The 17,991-nt window shown below is 74.1% G+C and carries 19 protein-coding genes; 12 read left to right on the top strand and 7 right to left on the bottom strand.

Features of this window, described 5'->3' with window-relative positions:
• Positions 1-16: 16 nt before the first annotated feature.
• Positions 17-1,045, bottom strand: coding sequence for an ABC transporter permease (locus tag AB0O40_RS03050; RefSeq protein ID WP_365035012.1), 1,029 nt, complete (start codon positions 1,043-1,045; stop codon positions 17-19).
• Positions 1,046-1,565: 520 nt separating this feature from the next.
• On the opposite strand from AB0O40_RS03050, the gene AB0O40_RS03045 reads away from it, so the two are divergent.
• Positions 1,566-1,760, top strand: coding sequence for a hypothetical protein (locus AB0O40_RS03045; RefSeq protein ID WP_365035010.1), 195 nt, complete (start codon positions 1,566-1,568; stop codon positions 1,758-1,760).
• 36 nt (positions 1,761-1,796) lie between these two features.
• Here the strand turns inward: AB0O40_RS03045 and AB0O40_RS03040 are convergent, their stop codons facing one another.
• On the bottom strand, positions 1,797-2,213 hold the full coding sequence (locus tag AB0O40_RS03040; RefSeq protein ID WP_365035008.1) for a hypothetical protein: 417 nt from the start codon (positions 2,211-2,213) through the stop codon (positions 1,797-1,799).
• Positions 2,214-2,358: 145 nt separating this feature from the next.
• On the opposite strand from AB0O40_RS03040, the gene mshB reads away from it, so the two are divergent.
• The 7 genes from mshB to AB0O40_RS03005 all read left to right on the top strand — a co-directional run bounded on the left by mshB (position 2,359) and on the right by AB0O40_RS03005 (position 9,914).
• Positions 2,359-3,252 (top strand): N-acetyl-1-D-myo-inositol-2-amino-2-deoxy-alpha-D-glucopyranoside deacetylase, encoded by an 894-nt coding sequence (gene mshB, locus AB0O40_RS03035; protein ID WP_365035006.1) that lies wholly within the window; start codon positions 2,359-2,361, stop codon positions 3,250-3,252.
• Positions 3,249-3,713, top strand: coding sequence for a DUF6113 family protein (locus AB0O40_RS03030; protein ID WP_365035005.1), 465 nt, complete (start codon positions 3,249-3,251; stop codon positions 3,711-3,713). Before mshB ends, AB0O40_RS03030 begins: the two co-directional genes overlap by 4 nt.
• A gap of 335 nt (positions 3,714-4,048) precedes the next feature.
• Entirely contained in the window at positions 4,049-6,232 is a 2,184-nt protein-coding gene (locus AB0O40_RS03025; protein ID WP_365035003.1) for a peptidoglycan binding domain-containing protein, read from the top strand.
• Positions 6,233-6,381: 149 nt separating this feature from the next.
• Complete coding sequence (locus AB0O40_RS03020; protein ID WP_365035001.1) at positions 6,382-7,305, top strand: ABC transporter ATP-binding protein; 924 nt, start codon at positions 6,382-6,384, stop codon at positions 7,303-7,305.
• Positions 7,302-8,045, top strand: a complete 744-nt coding sequence (locus AB0O40_RS03015) for an ABC transporter permease (protein WP_365034999.1) — start codon at positions 7,302-7,304, stop codon at positions 8,043-8,045. The genes AB0O40_RS03020 and AB0O40_RS03015 overlap by 4 nt, the downstream gene beginning before the upstream one ends.
• Complete coding sequence (locus AB0O40_RS03010; RefSeq protein WP_365034997.1) at positions 8,042-9,238, top strand: sensor histidine kinase; 1,197 nt, start codon at positions 8,042-8,044, stop codon at positions 9,236-9,238. The genes AB0O40_RS03015 and AB0O40_RS03010 overlap by 4 nt, the downstream gene beginning before the upstream one ends.
• A gap of 58 nt (positions 9,239-9,296) precedes the next feature.
• The gene (locus AB0O40_RS03005) at positions 9,297-9,914 is read left to right on the top strand and encodes a response regulator transcription factor (RefSeq protein WP_365034995.1); all 618 of its coding nucleotides are present in this window, start codon (positions 9,297-9,299) and stop codon (positions 9,912-9,914) included.
• Here the strand turns inward: AB0O40_RS03005 and AB0O40_RS03000 are convergent.
• From AB0O40_RS03000 to AB0O40_RS02990, 3 genes are all read right to left on the bottom strand, one after another.
• Positions 9,888-10,820 carry an alpha/beta hydrolase gene (locus AB0O40_RS03000; protein ID WP_365034993.1) on the bottom strand — a complete coding sequence of 311 codons (933 nt, stop codon included), beginning with the start codon at positions 10,818-10,820 and terminating at the stop codon, positions 9,888-9,890. The two genes, AB0O40_RS03005 and AB0O40_RS03000, sit on opposite strands and share 27 nt — an antisense overlap.
• 94 nt (positions 10,821-10,914) lie before the next feature.
• On the bottom strand, positions 10,915-11,754 hold the full coding sequence (locus tag AB0O40_RS02995) for a transglutaminase-like domain-containing protein (protein ID WP_365034991.1): 840 nt from the start codon (positions 11,752-11,754) through the stop codon (positions 10,915-10,917).
• Positions 11,751-12,809 (bottom strand): GNAT family N-acetyltransferase, encoded by a 1,059-nt coding sequence (locus tag AB0O40_RS02990; protein WP_365034989.1) that lies wholly within the window; start codon positions 12,807-12,809, stop codon positions 11,751-11,753. The genes AB0O40_RS02995 and AB0O40_RS02990 overlap by 4 nt, the downstream gene beginning before the upstream one ends.
• A 117-nt stretch (positions 12,810-12,926) precedes the next feature.
• Between AB0O40_RS02990 and fdxA the strand changes: the two genes are divergently transcribed.
• Positions 12,927-13,256 (top strand): ferredoxin, encoded by a 330-nt coding sequence (gene fdxA / locus AB0O40_RS02985; RefSeq protein ID WP_365034988.1) that lies wholly within the window; start codon positions 12,927-12,929, stop codon positions 13,254-13,256.
• A gap of 110 nt (positions 13,257-13,366) precedes the next feature.
• Positions 13,367-14,461 carry a succinyldiaminopimelate transaminase gene (gene dapC, locus AB0O40_RS02980; protein ID WP_365034986.1) on the top strand — a complete coding sequence of 365 codons (1,095 nt, stop codon included), beginning with the start codon at positions 13,367-13,369 and terminating at the stop codon, positions 14,459-14,461.
• A gap of 73 nt (positions 14,462-14,534) precedes the next feature.
• Here the strand turns inward: dapC and AB0O40_RS02975 are convergent, their stop codons facing one another.
• Both AB0O40_RS02975 and AB0O40_RS02970 read right to left on the bottom strand, forming a co-directional pair.
• Positions 14,535-14,849 carry an ATP-binding protein gene (locus AB0O40_RS02975; protein ID WP_365034984.1) on the bottom strand — a complete coding sequence of 105 codons (315 nt, stop codon included), beginning with the start codon at positions 14,847-14,849 and terminating at the stop codon, positions 14,535-14,537.
• Positions 14,850-15,086: 237 nt separating this feature from the next.
• Positions 15,087-16,001, bottom strand: coding sequence for a hypothetical protein (locus AB0O40_RS02970; protein WP_365034982.1), 915 nt, complete (start codon positions 15,999-16,001; stop codon positions 15,087-15,089).
• 86 nt (positions 16,002-16,087) lie between these two features.
• Here AB0O40_RS02970 and dapE point away from each other — a divergent pair, with 86 nt between their 5' ends.
• A complete protein-coding gene (dapE, locus tag AB0O40_RS02965; RefSeq protein ID WP_365034980.1) occupies positions 16,088-17,167 on the top strand; it encodes a succinyl-diaminopimelate desuccinylase in 1,080 nt (359 codons plus the stop codon).
• 65 nt (positions 17,168-17,232) lie between these two features.
• Positions 17,233-17,988: a TIGR00730 family Rossman fold protein gene (locus AB0O40_RS02960; RefSeq protein ID WP_365034978.1), complete on the top strand. Its 756-nt coding sequence runs from the start codon at positions 17,233-17,235 to the stop codon at positions 17,986-17,988.
• The last annotated feature ends 3 nt before the right edge of the window (positions 17,989-17,991 follow it).

The raw sequence follows: 17,991 nt of genomic DNA, 5'->3' as shown, positions 1-17,991 counted from the left end.
CCTGTGGACGTCGTGATTAGCGCGCGGCCTTGGGATCGAAGGCGTCCCGGACCGAGTCCCCGAGCAGGTTGAACGCCACGATGAAGACGATCATGGCGATGCCCGGGAAGAACATGTACGTGAGGTCGACCTCGTAGACGGACGCCGCCTTGGCGAACATCGCGCCCCAGTCGGGGGTCGGCTCGACCACCCCGACGCCGAGGAAGGACAGCCCCGCCTCGGCGGTGACGAAGTTGGGCAGCATGAAGGTGCCCTGGACGAGGATCGGGGTGATCAGGTTCGGCAGGATCTCCTTGCGGATGATCCGTCCCGGCGAGGCCCCGCTGACCTTGGCGGCCTCGATGAACTCGCGTTCGCGCAGCGTGAGGGTGGTACCGCGGAGCAGCCGGGCCAGTCCCATCCAGCCCAGGAACCACTGCACCACGATCAGCGCCAGCACCCGCACGTACGTCGGCGTCTCGTCCTGCGGGTCGACGAAGAGCGAGACCACCACCGGCATCGACGCGATGAAGAACAGCTGCGCCGGGAAGGCCAGCAGCAGGTCGATGACCCGGCCGATCCAGTAGTCCGTACGGCCGCCCAGGTAGCCGGCCGCGACGCCCAGCAGGATGCCGGTCAGCACCGTGGCCACGGTGACCGCCAGCGAGATCATCAGCGAGGTGCGGATCCCGTAGAGGAGCTTGGTGAAGACGTCGTAGCCGTTGCCCGGTTCGAGGCCGAACCAGAACTCCCCGCTGATCCCGCCGTTGGGCCCGACCGGGGTGCCGGCGCTGTCGAACAGCTCCATGCGCTCGTCGGCCCAGACGGTGTACGGGTTCTTGCCGTACAGCTTGGAGATGACGGGGGCGAGCAGCCCGGCGGCGAAGAAGAACAGCACCACGTAGGCCGAGATCACCCCCGACCGGTCGCGCCGGAAGCGGCGCCACATGAGCTGCCCGGGCGAGCGCCCCGCCAACTCCTGTGCATCGGCGGGACCGACGGGTGCGAGCGGATCCGACGGCGGATCCTCGGTCGCTCCGGTTGCGGCTTGGGAAGGACTCGTCATCGCGTACAGCCCCCGCGCTCAGTCGTGGAATTGAGCGGAACTCTCTTGTCGCGGGACAGGCCAGTCAAGGGGCAGGACGGGCTTGGCGGGGGCGACCGCCACAACTTGAGCAAAGGGTGTTCTGATCGCCGCCGTAACGTGCTTGACCAGTGCTGCGGCTGTGCTGACATGGGCGATAAATACCCATCAACTTCGTTAACACGCAGGCAACTTGACTGTCGCAGAACCGATATGCGAACCAGCCACGCTGGCCAGCGTACGGCCGTGCGGGTGCCGTCGGCCGGTCGGGAGACGGAGGTCACTCGACCGGCCTTCCGCGCGCCCGTGCGCACAACCGCGCGCCCCCTCGGTCCGGGGGCCATGCGCCCCCTCGTGCACCCGTGCTCCGACCGATGTCCTCGCACGGAAAGTTATGATCCGTAGCGCATGGTGGGTATGACTCCGCCACGTGCTGCTCCTTGCTGTCCGCTGTCACAACGAAGCCGTCCGGGCCCGCGAACGAATGTGGAGGTGAACCGCCGTGGCACTCTCGATTTCGGCGGTGGTGCTGCTGGCGATCATCGTCTTCCTCCTGATCAAGAAATCAGGACTCAAGGCGGGCCACGCGGTGGTGTGCATGCTGCTGGGCTTCTACCTGGCCAGCTCCACCATCGCCCCCACCATCAGCGACCTGACCAACAGCGTCGCCGGCATGCTGGGCGACCTGAAGTTCTGACCCCCCGGGCCCCCGGCGAACCGCCGCCGGGCCCGGTCAGCCGTCCCCCGGCCCGGCGTCCGCCGCCAACACGGCGTCGGCCCGCATCAGTTCCTCGTCGCTCAGGCGTGGCTGTACCCACCCCCGCCCGCGGGCGTGCGCCGCGAAGCGGGGGTCCAGCGGCACGTGGTACCGCTCGACGTAGTGTGCGAGGTCGGAATACCAGTACCAGCTGCCGTCGGTACGGAAGTCCAGCCCGGCGATGAATTCGCGACCCGGGCTGAGCCGGTCGTGCACGCCGACCCCGGCGACGGCGATCACCGACCCCGCGCGCAGGTATGCCACGAGCCGCTGCTCGTCCGGCTGCGGGTGGTCGCGGACCGCATCGGCGAGGGAGGGGCCGGCGGTGTCGCCGTGCGGCAGCTCGCGGTAGGTGCCGAGGACGCGGTCGCGGGCCGCGGGAGTGCTGGTCATGGGCAGGAAGGGTAGGCGGGGCGCCGAGCCGGGCGCGAGGGGGATCACGGCCCCGCGGTGGGCCGGTGGACGGTGGTCGGCGGGGGTCGGATTCTGTTCTTGTGGGCTTCCCGGGGTGGGGGTGGGGGCGGACTAGGCTGGGGGGATGAACGGTCTTCCCGCGCGGCGTCTGCTCCTGGTGCACGCCCACCCCGACGACGAGTCGATCAACAACGGCGCCACCATGGCGAAGTACGCGGCCGAGGGCGCCCACGTGGCGCTGGTGACCTGCACGCTGGGCGAGGAGGGCGAGGTCATCCCCGCCGGTCTCGCCCACCTCGTCGCCGACCGCGAGGACACCCTCGGGGCCCACCGCATCGGGGAACTCGACGCGGCGATGGCCGAGTTGGGCGTCACCGACCACGCCTTCCTCGGCGGCCCGGGCCGGTTCCGGGACTCCGGGATGATGGGCCTGGCGCAGAACCGCCGCCCCGGCGCCTTCTGGAACACCGCCGTCGACGACGCCGCCCCCTACCTGGTCGAGGTCATCCGGCGGGTCCGCCCCCAGGTGCTCGTCACCTACGACCCCGACGGCGGGTACGGCCACCCGGACCACATCCAGGCCCACCGGGTCGCCATGCGGGCCGCCGAACTCGCCGCCGAGAAGGCCTTCCGCAAGGACCTCGGCGAGCCGCACGAGATCGACAAGATCTACTGGAACCGCGTCCCCCGCTCGGTGGTCGAGGCCGGCTTCGAGTTGCTGCGGGCCGAGGGCACGAAGACCCCCTTCCCGGGCGTCGCGCAGGTCGACGACGTGCCCGGCGTGGTCGAGGACGCCCGGATCACCGCCGAGATCGACGCGCCGGCCTACGCCGCCGCCAAGGCCGCCGCGATGCGCGCGCACGTCACCCAGATCTCCGTGGACGGCACCTTCTTCGCGCTCTCCAACGACCTGGCCCAGCCGCTCTTCGTCAAGGAGTACTACGAGCTGGTCCGCGGCCGTTCGGGTGCACCCGAGGGCGAGCGGGAGCAGGACCTCTTCGCCGGGGTGGGCGTGTGACCGGGGCCAAGAAGCGCGCCCGGGCGCACGGCTCGCCGGCCGCCGCCCCCGCCGCCCGGCCGGTCCCGGCCGGACCCCAGGAGCCCCGCCCGGTCACCCTCGGCCGGGTCGCCCTGCTGCTCGGCCTGTTGCTCGCCGGCGCACTGGTCGGCATCGCGGGCGCCCTGGTCATCGAGGCCTGGTTCCCGGCCGGGCTGGTGCTCGCGCTGCTCGCCGCCGCCGGCTGCTTCCTGGGCGGCCGGATCGCCGCACGGGGCGCGCTCGGCGTGGCCGCACCGGCCGTCGGCTGGCTGGCCGTCTTCATGTGGCTGTCCGGGCCCCGCCCGGAAGGTGACGCCGTGTTCGTTGCCGGAATCAGCACATATGTCTACATGCTGGGCGGAATCGTCGCCGCTGTGATCTGTGCCACCCTCCAGCTCCCGGCGGCCCGGCCGGTTTCGGCCGCCCCGCGCAGCGGGTGACGTGCCCTTGCGGCCGACGGCGCATCGGTGCGCGGGGGTTGTGAGCAGGCCCCGCGGGGGCTCCCGGGGGCGCGTACCGGAACCGGGCTTCCCCCGGTGGTCAGTTGCCTCCGGGCGGCGGCCAGTATGGTGGACGGCGCCGCCGAGCTGCCCGCGCACGGTATGACGGGCGGCGGAGCCAACCGGGAGAACCTGCCTTGAGCCGTGAAACTGACAGTTCGTCCTCCGGGCCCCAGGGGCGCGGCGGAGCCGCCTACCCGTCGGGTACGCCGCCGTACGGATCCCGCCAGTATCCGTCCACGGACACCGGGCCGAGCGCCCCGGAGGAGCACACCATGACGTCCAAGCCCGCGCCCTCGCCGCTGCCCGAGGAGCCCAAGACCGAGACCACGCTGACCACCCGGATCCGGATCAACATCCCGGGTTCCCGGCCGATCCCGCCGGTGGTCGTGCGCAAGTCCGTCGCGTCCGACGCGGACGGTCCGTCCGCCGACCCGGAACCGGCCGCCCCCTCCGAGGCGTCCCCGTCCCAGGAGTCCGCGGCGCCGGAGCCGGCCGCCGAGCCGAAGCCGGACGGCGGCGGATGGTTCGCCCCGCGCAAGTCCTCGGCCCCGCCCGCGGCGCCCCGTCCGGCCCTTCCGGGCCCGGGCGGCGGACCCGCCGCCGGAGCCCCTGCGGGGGGCTCTGACAACGGGGGTACGGACATGAACGCATCGGCACCGGGCCAGCGCCCGGCGGCCCCGCGCACGGGCCTGCCGCAGCGGCCGGTGGGCCGCGGGCCGGCCGCCCGGCCCGGCGCGCCCGGAGGCTTCGGCGCCGGCGGCCCGGGTGCGGGCACCGCCGCGGGCCCCGCCGGCGGCGCGGGCACCGGCACCGGCTTCGGCGGCCCCGGCGGGCCGGCCCCCGGCCTGCCCACCCGCGGCCCCGGCCCCCGCCCCGGCCAGGGCTTCGGCGGCCCGGCGGGCCAGGCTCCGGGCGCCCCCGCCCCGATGGAGAACGCCTTCGGCGCCCCGCCCGCCCCGGCCCCCACCGGCCAGGGCTTCGGCGCCCCCGGCGGCCCGGCGCCCACGGACAACGCCTTCGGCGCCCCGGCCGGCCCGCCGCCGGCCCAGAACGCCTTCGGCGCGCCGACCGGCCCGGCCCAGACCGGCCCGGCCCCCGCCGGCTTCGGCCCGGGCGCCCCGGGTGTCCCCGGCGCCCCCGGTTCCCGCGGCGCGGCCGGAGCCCTCAACGGCATCCCGGCGCCCACCGGCCCCACCACGGGCCCCGCCATGGGCGCCATGCCCGTCGCCCCCCGCGCCGAGGACGACACCACCGCGCTCACCCCGCAGTGGCCCGGCCCCGAGCTCGGCGGCGACGCGCCCACCAGCGCCCTGCCGGTGGTCCCGCCGCCGGCCCCGCGCCCCGGCCCGGCCCCGATGGGCGGCCCCGGCGGCCCCGGCGCCGCCCCGATGGGCGGCCCCGCCGGTGGTCCGGCGGGTGCCCCCGCGGGCCCCGGCGACAGCCCGGGCCTGAGCAGCCCGGCCCAGGCGCCCCGGCGCCCGCTGCCCAAGGCCAAGAAGGCCGCCGCGGCCCGCAAGGGCGGCTCCAAGCTGGTGCTGGCCTGCTCCGGCGCGGTCGCCCTGCTCGGTGTCGCGTACGGCGCCGGCCTGCTGCTGAACCACTCCGACGTGCCCAAGGGCACCACCGTGCTCGGCACCGACATCGGCGGCAGCAAGGAGGAGGCGCTGGACAAGATGCGCCAGGCCTTCGGCGCCCGCGCCACCGCCCCGATCCAGCTCACCGTCGGCGGCAAGCAGGTCGAGCTCAAGCCCGACAAGGCCGGTCTGACCCTCGACGACCAGACCACCGTCCGCAACGCGGAAGGCAGCGACTACAACCCGCTCTCCGTCATCGGCTCGCTGTTCGGCAACGAACGCGCCGCCGACCCGGTGGTCCACGTCGACGAGGAGAAGCTGCAGGTCGCCCTCCAGGACCTGGCCGGCGCCTCCGGCTCGGCCGTCGAGGGCACCATCACGTTCGCGCCGAACAAGGTCACCCCGGTCCCCGGCAAGGCCGGCACCGCCCTGGACGTCGACAAGTCCATGGCCGCCGTCGAGGAGGCGTACCGCACCCAGCTCGCCACCGGCAAGGCCCCGGCCGTCGAACTCCCCGTCACCACCCGCGAGCCCGTCATCGGCCAGGCCGAACTGGACCGCGCCATGGAGGAGTTCGCCAAGCCCGCGATGTCGGCCCAGGTCGTCATCAAGGCCGGCGCCAAGTCCATCCCGTTCGGCCCGGCCCGCTCGCTGCCCAAGATCCTGGGCATGAAGGCGGTCGACGGCAAGCTGGTCGAGACCTACGACCTCGCAGCCCTCAAGGAGCTGTACGGCGACACCTTCGACGGGGTGACGATCATGCGGGGCTCCGGCCAGCGCACCGCGGTCACCCCCGAGGACGTGGTCGTCGCCCTGCGCCAGGCGCTGCGCGGCAAGACCACCGCCGAGCGGGTCGGCGTCATCGAGACCGACCCGAGCTGACCTGCGCGGGGCGCCCCGGCGCCCGCCCGACCGAGCCCCCGCCGGCCCCCGGCGGGGGCTCCGTCATGTCTGCCGCATGACATCTGTCATGCGGCGATCACGACGCACGACACTGCCGCCCGGGCCCCTGCTGCAGCGATTCTTGAGCCATGACGACGACGACCGTGAAGAACTCCACCACCGTGGTGAGCTTCGAGAACGTGACCAAGAGCTACGGCCCGGTCCGCGCGGTCGACGGCCTCTCCCTCGAGCTGCACCCGGGAGAGACCGTCGCCCTGCTCGGCCCCAACGGCGCCGGCAAGTCCTCCACCCTGGACCTCCTGCTCGGTCTGCGCCCCGCCGACTCCGGCACGGTCCGCGTGTTCGGCGGCACCCCCCAGCAGGCCATCGCGGCCGGCCGGGTGGGCGCCATGCTCCAGAGCGGCGGCCTGATGGAGGAGGTCACCGTCCGCGAGCTGGTCGCCCTGGGCTGCGCGCTGCACCCCCGCGCCCACAAGACCGACGAGGTGCTGGCCCGGGCCGGCATCACCGAGATCGCCGACCGGCGGGTGGACAAGCTCTCCGGCGGTCAGGAGCAGCGGGTCCGCTTCGCCCTCGCCACCGCCGGCGAGAACGACCTGATCGTCCTGGACGAGCCCACCACCGGCATGGACGTCACCGCCCGCCAGGCCTTCTGGGCCACCATGCGCGAGCAGGCCGACCAGGGCCGCACGGTCCTCTTCGCCACCCACTACCTCGAGGAGGCGGACGCGATCGCCGACCGCGTCCTGGTCCTGCACCGCGGCCGGCTGCTGGCCGACGGCACCGCATCCGAGATCAAGGCCCGGGCCGGTGCCCGCCGGGTCTCCTTCGACCTGGCCGGTCCGATCGACGAGGCGCAGCTGCGCGACCTGCCGGCGCTCACCCGCCTGGAGGTCAACGGCCGCACCGTCCGCCTCCAGTCCGCCGACGCGGACGCCACCGTGCACGCCGTCTACGCCGCCGGCCTGTACCCGCAGAACCTGGAAGTCGCCGGGCTCGGCCTGGAGCAGGCCTTCATCGCCCTCACCGAGGCCGAGGAGGCCCGCTCATGAGCACCGCACTGGTCCGCCTGGAGATCGTCCGCGCACTGCGGAACAAGAAGTTCCTGTTCTTCACGGTGATCTACCCCTCCGCCCTGTTCCTGATGATCGGCGGCACCCAGAACGGCGACGTCGACGTGATGGGCACCCACCTGGCGCTGCCCGCCTTCTACATGGTCGCGATGGCCTCCTTCGGCGCGCTGACCGCCGTCCTGATGGGCAACAGCGAGCGGATCGCCAAGGAGCGCGAGAAGGGCTGGGTCCGCCAGCTGCGGCTGACCGCCCTGCCCGGCCGCGCCTACGTGCTCGCCAAGGTCGCCAGCGCGGCCGTGGTCTCCCTGCCGTCCATCGTGGTGGTCTTCGCGGTGGCCGCGGCGGCCAAGAACGTCCGCTTCGACGCCTGGCAGTGGCTCGCCCTGACCGGCGCGATCTGGGCCGGCAGCCTGGTCTTCGCCGCCCTCGGCGTGGCCATCGGCTACCTGGTCAGCGGGGACACCGCCCGTCCGGTCACGATGATCATCTACTTCGGCCTGTCCATCCTCGGCGGCCTGTGGATGCCCACCACCGTCTACCCGCAGTGGCTCCAGGACATCGCCGAGTGGCTGCCCACCCACGCCTACGCCGCCCTGGGCCAGGCCATCGAGCTGGGCAACGCCCCGCAGGCCAAGGACGTCGCCATCCTGGCCGTCTACTTCGTGATCTTCGCGGGAGGCGCCGCCTGGCTCTACCGCAAGGACACACTGAAGGCATGAACGTGAAGACCACCCGCGACCCGGCCGACGCTCTGGAGAGCGACGGCCTGGTCCGCATCGGGGCCCGGCCGGTGGGGCGCCGCCAGACGGTCGTCAAGTCGCTGTGGGTCGGCATCTGGCTGCTCTACCTCGGCGCGCCCGTCTCGGACCTGGTCGGCGGCGGCCACTCCGTCGGCGCCCGGGCCCTCGGCGCCCTCGGCCTGGCCGGCTTCGTGGCCTGGTACCTGGTGCTGGTCTTCCGTACCGGGCGCCCCTTCGACGCCCGGCGGGTGCTGACCTCGCTGGGCGTGATGGCGGGCCTGGCCACCCTCCTCGTCCTGAGCCTGGGCCGCGAGTGGCTGGTGCTGTTCGTGTACGTCTCCATCGCCTCGGGCGCCGCCCTGCCCAGCCGGTACTCCCGCTGGACCGTGCCCGGCACCAGCGCCCTGCTCGCCCTCCTCGTCCCGGTCGTCCCGGGCGGCGCCGACTACCTGGCCGGGCTGCTGGTACCGGCCCTGCTCGGCGGGTTCGCCATGGCGGGCGTCCGCAAGCTGATCGCCACCACCGTCGAGCTGCGCCAGGCCCGGGCCACCGTCGCCGAGCTGGCGGCCAACGAGGAACGCCTGCGGCTGGCCCGGGACCTGCACGACCTGCTGGGCCACTCGCTCTCCCTGATCACGCTCAAGAGCGAGCTGGCCGGCCGGATGCTGCCCGACCACCCCGACCGGGCCGCCCAGCAGATCTCCGACATCGAGCAGGTCTGCCGGCAGGCGCTGGTCGACGTGCGCGAGGCGGTCAGCGGCTACCGCCGGCCCACCCTGCCCGGCGAACTGGCCGGCGCCCGCACCGCGCTGACCGCCGCCGGGATCGCCGCCGACCTCCCGCTGGACCCGGAGCTGCCGGAGCTGCCCGAGGAGGCCGAGTCGGCGCTCGCCTGGGCGCTGCGGGAGGCCGTCACCAACGTCGTGCGGCACAGCAGCGCCCGCCGCTGCACCGTCGAGCTGGTCAGCCGCAACACGCTGGACGGGCCCGAGCTGGAGCTGGTGGTCCGCGACGACGGCTCCGCCGGCGGGGCCGTCCAGGCCGGCAACGGCCTGACCGGGCTGACGGAGCGTCTGGCGGCCGTCGGCGGCCGGCTGTCGGCCGCCGGCACCGCCAAGGGCTTCACGCTGCGCGCCCGGGTGCCCCTGGAGGCCCCGTCCCCGGACGCCTGACCGGCCCCGCCCCGACCGCCCGGACCGCCTCCCGGCCCCGCCCCCTAGGATCGGCAGCATGACCAGCACCCCCATCCGCGTCCTGCTGGCCGAGGACCAGTCGATGGTGCGCGAGGCGCTCGCGGCCCTCCTCGGCCTGGAGCCCGACATCGAGGTGGTCGCGCAGGTGGCGCGCGGCGACGAGGTGCTGGCCGCCGCCCGCGCCCACGAGGTCGACGTCGCCCTGCTCGACATCGAGATGCCGGGCCGCACCGGCATCGAGGCGGCCCGCGAACTGCACGCCGCGCTGCCCGCCCTGAAGATCGTCGTCCTGACCACCTTCGGCCGCCCCGGCTACCTGCGCGGCGCGATGGAGGCGGGGGCCTCGGCCTTCCTGGTCAAGGACGCCCCCGCGGCCCAGCTCGCCGAGGCGGTGCGCAAGGTCCTGGCGGGGGAGCGGGTGATCGACCCGACCCTGGCCGCCGCCGCCCTGGCCGAGGGCGCCAACCCGCTCACCGAGCGGGAGCGGGAGGTGCTGCGGGCCGCCGCCGGCGGCGCCACCAACGCCGAACTGGCCGCCGCCCTGCACCTGTCGCAGGGCACCGTCCGCAACTACCTCTCCACCGCCATCCAGAAGCTGGCCGTCCGCAACCGTGCCGAGGCGGTCCGGCTAGCCGGCGAGAAGGGCTGGCTCTGACGCCGCGTACGCGGCCCGGACCGCCGGCTCCGGGGCCGCCGGGACCGGCCGCCGCAGCCCGCGCAGGAAGTCCGCCACCAGCGGGGCGATCTGCGGCAGATGGGTCTCCAGCGCGAAGTGCCCGGTGGGGAAGAGGTGCATCGCGGCGTCCGGCAGGTCCCGCAGGTAGGCGCGGGCGCCCGCCTCGGTGAAGAACGGGTCCCCGGTGCCCCACAGGATCAGCGCCGGCGGCCGGTGCGCCCGCAGCCAGGCCTGCCAGACCGGGTAGCGGGAGACGTTCGACCGGTAGTCCAGCGCCAGGTCCACCTGCGCCTCCTTGCGGCCCGGCAGGTCCAGGAAGTGCTGGTCCAGCGTCCAGGCGTCCGGGTCGAGCAGCGCGGCGTCCGGCACCCCGGCCTCGTACTGGAACCGGCTGCCGGCCAGCGTCGCGAGCCCCCGGATGTGCTCGGCGTCGCCCGGGTTCTCCCGTCGCAGCGCGATGAACTCCCGTGCGGCGTAGGACAGTCCGTCCTTGTAGGCGTTGCCGTTCTGGACGATCAGCCCGGCCACGCGCGCGGGCTGCCGCTCGGCCAGGCGGAAGCCGACCGGAGCCCCGAAGTCGAAGAGGTAGAGGGTGAACCGGTCCAGCCCCAGGGCCTCGACGAAGCCCTCGGTGACCTCGGCCAGCGCCTCGAAGCTGTACGTGAACCCGGCCGGTACCTCGGTACGGCCCGAGCCCGGGTAGTCGGGGGCGATCACCCGGAACTCGCCGCCCAGCGCCGCCATCAGCCGCTTGTACTGCTGGGAGCCCGAGGGGAAGCCGTGCAGCAGCAGCAGGACCGGCGCGTCGACCGGTCCGGTCTCCCGGTAGAAGACGCACACGTCGCCGACATCGACGTAGCGGTGGACTATCGGGGCCAGGCTCATCACATGCCTCCAGCGGGTGGGTTCCCAGGGGGTGGCGCCACCGCCCGGGCAGCGGGCGGCCATCCGCTGAAAGCTAGCCCGCGCCCCGCGAGAACTAGTTGAGCATCGCCCGGGCCGCGGCCGCCTCCGCCCGGATCCGCTCCGCGGCCGGCGGGTCGTAGGCCGTCACCACCTCCGCGTACGACTCCAGCTCCCGCGCCCCGAGGACGAACTCCCCGCGCTGGACCAGCAACTGGCCCCGTTCGTACCGCAGCCTGGCCGGATGGGAGGGCAGCAGCAGGGCCAGCTCCAGGGCGGCCAGCTGGACCCCGGAGTGCTCCGGCCGGGTCGCCGCCCAGGCGCGGACGTTGCCCAGCACCCGCTGCACGATGGCCAGCGGAGCTGCCGGCTCCAGATAGGCCGGGTCGAGCGGGGCTCCGGTGGCGCTCACCACCAGCAGCTCCGCGTCGGTCCCGGTCAGCGGCCGGCCGCCGGCGAACGGGTCCGCGAGCACCCGCTCGGCCGGATCCCCGAAGCCGACGACGAAGTGCCCGGGCAGCGCCACCCCGTAGACCGGGGCGCCGGCCCGCCGGGCCACCTCCATCCACACCACCGACAGCAGGATCGGCAGTCCCCGGCGCCGCCGCAGCACCGCGTGCAGCAGCGAGGAGTCCAGCCGCTGGTAGTCCGCGGGGGCGCCGTGGAAGCCGTACCGGCCGCCCAGCAGCTCCGCCAGCGCCGAGGCCCAGCCGCGCGCCCCGCCGGCCCCGCCGGCCGCGTACGGCAGCTCGCCCGCCAGCCGGTCCAGCTCGATCTCGGCCTCGTCCAGGGTGCGTTCGGCCGCGGCCGGCCCGGCCGGGTCCGGGTCCAGCTCGGCGGCCAGCAGCAGGCACAGCCGCGCCAGGTCCGGCCGCTCCGCGCGGGCCTCGGCGGCGAACTCCTCGCGCCGGTTCACGGCGCCGCCGGGGCCTCGGGACCCCGGAAGTGGTGGTAGGCGTGGTGCGGGGCGAAGCCCATCCCGTCGTACAGACCCAGGGCCGCGGCGTTGCCGGCCTCGACCTGGAGCCAGGCCGCCGAGGCGCCCTCCGCCAGCGCCCGCCCGGCCAGTGCGGCCATCACCAGGGTCGCCAACCCCTGCCGGCGGGCGGCCGGATCGACCTCCACGGCCATGAAGCCGGCCCACCGGCCGTCCACCACGCAGCGGCCGATCGCCGCCGTGCCGTCCTCGCCGGGCACCGTCGCGAACCACACCGAGGGGCCGGCCGCCAGCACCTGGGCGACCTCCGGGGCCGGTGCGGCGGAGCGCTGGTAGCGCGCCGTCCAGGCCGCGTCGGCGGTCCGCGAGAGCCGGACCCGGGAGACGTCCGCCACCCGGTCGGCGATCGGCGCCAGCGCCGCGATCCGCACCTCGGCCGAGACCTCGCGGACCCAGCCGCGCGCCTCGAGCTGCGCGCACAGCACCTCCTGGGTGCCCGCCGCGCCGGTGGCCGCCTGCACATAGGCCGGAAGTCCGCGTTCCGCATACCAGGCCGTCACCCGCGCGAGTGCATCGTCGAGCGGTATGCCCGGCTCCCCGAGCGGCAGCACCGAGTTGGCCCGCCGGGTGAAGCCCACCCGGGCCCGGGCCCCGCCCGCGGGCACCTCGCCGGGGGCGTCATGGGCCGCCGCACGCAGCTCCCAGTCGCCCAGGCGGGCGCTCTCCACGGGCTGCCAGGCCCGGGCGCACACGCTCGCAAGTTCCTCGAAACCCGCCGCAGGACCGCGTCTGCGGGCCGGGGCAGGGGGCACAATCTTGCCCGCAACCAGCGTCGATTCCGCGATGTGGACGGTTTCTCCGGTTCGTCGTGTGATCACGAGCACACCCCCGTTCCAGGATGTGAGAACACCGACCGTGTCAGTGAACGTGCCCGTGCCGTCCCGCTCGGGGTTCAGGCGCCGTACCGATACGCGTTTGCCCACGTCAGACGGGTTAATGCGGACCTCAAACCGTCCACCGGCAGTGATTTCCACGGCTGTGTGCGCCCCTCCTGTTCGGATCGTGCCCGGGAACGGAGATACTAGGTGCGGGCATCGACGACGCCGCGCTCCCGCGCGATATGGAAAGCCCTACCGAGGAGGAACGAGAGCGTGACCTACGTCATCGCGGAGCCTTGTGTCGACGTCAAGGACAAGGCCTGTATCGAAGAGTGCCCGGTCGACTGCATCTATGAGGGTTCCCGGTCCCTGTACATCCACCCGGACGAGTGCGTCGACTGTGGTGCCTGTGAGCCGGTCTGCCCCGTCGAGGCGATCTTCTACGAGGACGACACCCCGGAGGAGTGGAAGGACTACTACAAGGCGAACGTCGAGTTCTTCGACGAGCTCGGTTCGCCCGGTGGTGCCTCCAAGCTCGGTCTGATCGAGCGCGACCACCCCTTCGTGGCGGCCCTCCCGGCCGACATCAACGCCGAGCACTGATCCGGCGCCCCGGTCCTGTACGGCAGCCCTGCCGTACAGGACCGATGTGTTTTCCGCCCGTACGGGTCGCCGCCCGTGCGGGGGACCGTACGAGAAAGTGAGCACATCCCGTGGCCGCAGTCTCCGCCCGCCTGCCCGCCTTCCCCTGGGACAAACTGGAGCCGTACAAGGCGACCGCCCGGGCCCACGCGGACGGCATCGTCGACCTGTCGGTCGGTACCCCGGTCGACCCGGTACCGGCGCACATCCAGCAGGCACTGGTCGCGGCGGCCGACTCCCCGGGATATCCCACCGTCTGGGGCACCGCCGAGCTGCGGGACGCCATCGCCGGCTGGGCGCAGCGGCGCCTGGGCGCGACCGCGGTCGGCCACCGCAACGTCCTGCCGGTCGTGGGCTCCAAGGAGCTCGTCGCCTGGCTGCCGACCCAGCTGGGCCTGGGCCCGGGCGACAAGGTCGGCTACCCGCGGCTGGCGTACCCGACGTACGAGGTCGGCGCGCGGCTGTGCGGCGCCGAACCGGTCGTGTACGACGACCCCACGGACCTGGACCCGGCCGGCCTGAAGCTGTTGTGGCTCAACTCCCCGTCCAACCCGACCGGTCGGGTGCTGGCCAAGGACGAGCTGGTCCGGATCGTGGCCTGGGCGCGCGAGCACGGCGTGCTGGTCTTCTCCGACGAGTGCTACCTCGAGCTGGGCTGGGAGGCCGATCCGGTCTCGGTCCTGCACCCCGACGTCTGCGGCGGCTCGTACGACGGCCTGGTGGCGGTCTACTCGCTCTCCAAGCGCTCCAACCTCGCCGGCTACCGGGCCGCGTTCCTCACCGGCGACGAGGCGGTCCTCGGCGAACTGCTCCAGATCCGCAAGCACGGCGGGATGATGACCCCGGCCCCGGTGCAGGCCGCCACGGTCGCCGCGCTCGGCGACGACGCGCACGTGGCCGAGCAGCGCGAGCGGTACGCCGCCCGGCGCACGGCCCTGCGCGGCGCGCTGGAGGCGCACGGCTTCCGGATCGAGCACAGCGAGGCCAGCCTCTACCTGTGGGCCACCCGCGACGAGCCCTGCTGGGAGACCGTCGCGTACCTGGCCGAGCGGGGCATCCTGGTGGCGCCCGGCGACTTCTACGGCACCGCGGGCGAGCGCTTCGTCCGGGTGGCCTTCACGGCCACCGACGAGCGGATCGCGGCGGCGGTCAAGCGGCTGGGCTGACCCGGCCCCCGTCCCGTACGCCCGAAGGCCCCCGGAGCAGCGCTCCGGGGGCCTTCGGATCGTGCGGTGCCGGTCAGCCGCCGAGGCCGCCGAGCGGCAGCCCGCCCAGGGAGGGGGCGGCGGGCACCAGACCGGCCGGGGCCGCCGGCACGCCCTCGGTCGGCACCTGGGCCGCGAGGCCGTCGGTGGCCAGACCGGTGTGCGAGGCCGCGCCGGTCGCCTCGCCGACCAGGTCGGTGGCGCCGTCCGCGGCGGTGAGCGAACCGAGCTGCGGGAGTGAGGTGGCATCCGCCGCGCTCGCCGCGCCGGCCGCACCGACCACGGGTGCCGCTCCCGCTGCGAGCAGCAGCGCGGTGCGGGCGATCCGGCGGGTCAGGGGGTGGGACATGGTGCTCCTTACGGACGGGGTCACCGGCATGGGCGCCGAGTACGCCATGACAACCGGCCGCGGGGCGGGGTTGGTTGCGGTACCGCTCGGTAAAGGATCGGTAACGCATCGCATTATCGGTCTCCGGGGAAACCGTTCGAATGCCTGGTCAGGCCGCTGCCGGAAGGTTCCCCCGCGCGGGGCGCACCGCCCCCTCACGGGGGACGTCCCGCACGCCTGTGCAGCGGCCGGTGGCCGCTACGGCCGGGGCGCCGGGGTCATCACGACCCCGGTCCGGCGCGCGTCGGAGTCCCGCCACCGCCCGCCGTGCGCCCCCGCCGTCCAGACGCGCCCGTCGTACGAGACGGACGCCAGGTGGAGCGCCCCGGCCCGCGCCACGGCCCAGTGCGCCAGCACCCACCCCCGCCGCTCGGAGGCGACCGGCACGGTCACCGGCGAGCCCGGGGCCGGCGCCGAGGCGCCCTTGGCACCGCCCCGCAGCACCCCCGGCCCGAAGTCCCGTACCAGCGCCGTCCGCACCGTCGCCGCCGAGCCCTCGACCTGCCCGGCCGGTCCGCCGCAGGACAGCGCGGCCGGCTCCCGCCCGGCCAGCGCCCCGGCCAGCAGCTGCGCGTCCGGCTCGTGCTTGGCGTAGGCCTGCGGGAAGCCGCTCAGCTGGACCCGCTGCGCCGCCACCGTCAGCGGCAGCCGCGAATAGCCGCGGACCTCCGCCAGCCGGTCGTAGAAGATGCCCGCCGAGTACACCGGGTCCAGGATCTGCGCGGCGGTGCCCCAGCCCTGCGAGGGCCGCTGCTGGAAGAGCCCCAGCGAGTCCCGGTCGCCGTGGCGCAGGTTCCGCAGCCCCGACTCCTGCATCGCCGTGGCCAGCGCGATGGTCAGGGCCCGCTCCGGCATCCCCTTGCGGAGGCCCACCGCGGCGATCGTCGCCGCGTACGAGGCCTGCTCGGGGGTCATCTCGTACGTGGCGCCCTCGCCGCTGCCGCCGCCCGCGGCGCGCACGGTGCAGCGCGGGGCGCCGGCGCCGCCGTTGGAGGCGTACTGGGCGGCGAAGTACCCGGCCAGGGCGAGCAGCACGCACACGGCCGCGGCGAGGCGCAGCGGCCGGCGGCGCCGGCGGGGCCGGGGGCTGGATTCGGACACGGGAGCGGGCACGCCGCCCACCGTACTTGAGTCGGTCTCGTGGTCCACCGGACGGACGCCACAGGCTCATCCAGGTCCGGGGCGCTAGGGTCGGGAGCATGCCAGATACCGCGCTCGACCTCAGCCTTGACGCCGCCGAGCTGACCGCCCGGCTCGTCGACGTCCCGTCCGTCAGCGGCAACGAGAAGGCCCTCGCCGACGCCGTCGAACTCGCGCTGCGCGCCCTGCCGCACCTCACGGTGGACCGGTACGGCAACAACGTGGTCGCCCGCACCGACCTCGGCCGCGCCGAGCGGGTGGTGCTCGCCGGGCACCTCGACACCGTCCCGATCGCCGACAACGTCCCCTCCCGCCTGGACGAGAACGGCGTGCTGTGGGGCTGCGGCACCACCGACATGAAGTCCGGGGTCGCCGTCCAGCTGCGGATCGCCGCGACCGTCCCCGAGCCCAACCGCGACCTCACGTTCGTCTTCTACGACAACGAGGAGGTGGCCGCCGACCTCAACGGCCTCGGCAAGGTCGCCGAGGCGCACCCGGACTGGCTCGAAGGCGACTTCGCGGTCCTGCTGGAGCCCTCCAACGCGCAGGTCGAGGGCGGCTGCCAGGGCACCCTGCGGGTGCTGCTCAGGACGAAGGGCGAGCGGGCCCACTCCGCCCGCAGCTGGATGGGCTCCAACGCCATCCACGCCGCCGGCCCGATCCTGGCGAAGCTCGCCGCCTACGAGCCGCGCAAGCCGGTCATCGACGGCCTCGAGTACCACGAGGGCCTGAACGCCGTCGGCATCGAGGGCGGGGTCGCGACCAACGTGATCCCCGACGCCTGCACCGTCACGGTGAACTTCCGCTACGCCCCCGACCGCACCAAGGAGGAGGCGCTGGCGCACGTCCACGAGGTCTTCGCGGACTGCGGCGTGGCCGAGATCGTCGTCGACGACCACAGCGGCGGCGCCCTGCCCGGCCTCTCCCACCCGGCCGCGCTGGCCTTCATGGAGGCGGTCGGCGGCCTGCCGATGCCCAAGTTCGGCTGGACCGACGTCTCCCGCTTCAGCGCCCTGGGCGTGCCGGCCGTCAACTACGGTCCCGGCGACGCGATGCTGGCCCACAAGGTCGACGAGCGTGTCGACACCAAGGCCATCCTGTACTGCGAGGACCGACTCCGAGCCTGGCTGACGGACTGAATTCCGCTTGTCTTCACCCTTGTGTGCCTACCCTGATGCGAACGATCAGCAGGAGGGAGCACATCATGGGCAACCCGGAGGGCATGCGGCGCAAGCCGGAGGAGCAGCAGCTCGGCCCGGTACTGCGACGGCGGGGCCAGGTGCAGGCGGGCAGTACGACCGACCAGCGGCTGCTCGACTCGGCCGGCCCGAGCGAGTGGGTGCACACCGACCCGTGGCGGGTCCTGCGCATCCAGTCGGAGTTCATCGAGGGCTTCGGGACCCTGGCCGAGCTGCCGCCCGCGATCAGCGTCTTCGGCTCCGCCCGTACCCCGGCGGACTCGCCGGAGTACGAGGCGGGCGTCCGGATCGGCCGGGCGCTGGTGGACGCCGGCTTCGCCGTCATCACCGGCGGCGGGCCCGGCGCGATGGAGGCCGCCAACAAGGGCGCCCGGGAGGGCCACGGCGTCTCCGTGGGCCTGGGCATCGAGCTCCCCTTCGAGCAGGGCCTCAACCCGCACGTCGACCTCGGGCTGAACTTCCGGTACTTCTTCGTCCGCAAGACGATGTTCGTGAAGTACAGCCAGGGGTTCGTGGTCCTGCCGGGCGGACTGGGCACCCTGGACGAGCTGTTCGAGGCGCTGACCCTGGTCCAGACGCAGAAGATCACCCGCTTCCCGATCGTGCTGTTCGGCACGGAGTACTGGAGCGGTCTGGTCGAGTGGCTGCGCGGCACGGTCATCGCCCAGGGCAAGGCCTCCGAGCGGGACCTGCTGCTCTTCCACGTCACGGACGACGTCGACGAGGCGATCGCCCTGGTCACGAAGGAAGTCGGGAAGTAGCAG

It is taken from the genome of Streptomyces sp. NPDC089919 (assembly GCF_040684615.1).
In the GTDB taxonomy this organism is placed as follows: Bacteria; Actinomycetota; Actinomycetes; order Streptomycetales; family Streptomycetaceae; genus Streptomyces.
The sequence above is the reverse complement of the archived record's forward strand: the minus strand, read 5'-3'. Positions and strand labels throughout refer to the sequence as shown.

Excerpts from the sequence above, each read along its gene's own strand:
- AB0O40_RS03040 (WP_365035008.1), bottom strand. The coding sequence starts at position 2,213 with ATGACCAGCACTCCCGCGGCCCGCGACCGCGTCCTCGGCACCTACCGC.
- AB0O40_RS03015 (WP_365034999.1), top strand. The coding sequence starts at position 7,302 with ATGAGCACCGCACTGGTCCGCCTGGAGATCGTCCGCGCACTGCGGAAC.
- AB0O40_RS03010 (WP_365034997.1), top strand. The coding sequence starts at position 8,042 with ATGAACGTGAAGACCACCCGCGACCCGGCCGACGCTCTGGAGAGCGAC.
- AB0O40_RS03025 (WP_365035003.1), top strand. The coding sequence starts at position 4,049 with ATGACGTCCAAGCCCGCGCCCTCGCCGCTGCCCGAGGAGCCCAAGACC.
- AB0O40_RS03050 (WP_365035012.1), bottom strand. The coding sequence starts at position 1,045 with ATGACGAGTCCTTCCCAAGCCGCAACCGGAGCGACCGAGGATCCGCCG.
- AB0O40_RS02975 (WP_365034984.1), bottom strand. The coding sequence starts at position 14,849 with ATGTCCCACCCCCTGACCCGCCGGATCGCCCGCACCGCGCTGCTGCTC.
- AB0O40_RS02960 (WP_365034978.1), top strand. The coding sequence starts at position 17,233 with ATGGGCAACCCGGAGGGCATGCGGCGCAAGCCGGAGGAGCAGCAGCTC.
- AB0O40_RS03000 (WP_365034993.1), bottom strand. The coding sequence starts at position 10,820 with ATGAGCCTGGCCCCGATAGTCCACCGCTACGTCGATGTCGGCGACGTG.
- AB0O40_RS03020 (WP_365035001.1), top strand. The coding sequence starts at position 6,382 with ATGACGACGACGACCGTGAAGAACTCCACCACCGTGGTGAGCTTCGAG.
- dapE (WP_365034980.1), top strand. The coding sequence starts at position 16,088 with ATGCCAGATACCGCGCTCGACCTCAGCCTTGACGCCGCCGAGCTGACC.
- AB0O40_RS03005 (WP_365034995.1), top strand. The coding sequence starts at position 9,297 with ATGACCAGCACCCCCATCCGCGTCCTGCTGGCCGAGGACCAGTCGATG.
- mshB (WP_365035006.1), top strand. The coding sequence starts at position 2,359 with ATGAACGGTCTTCCCGCGCGGCGTCTGCTCCTGGTGCACGCCCACCCC.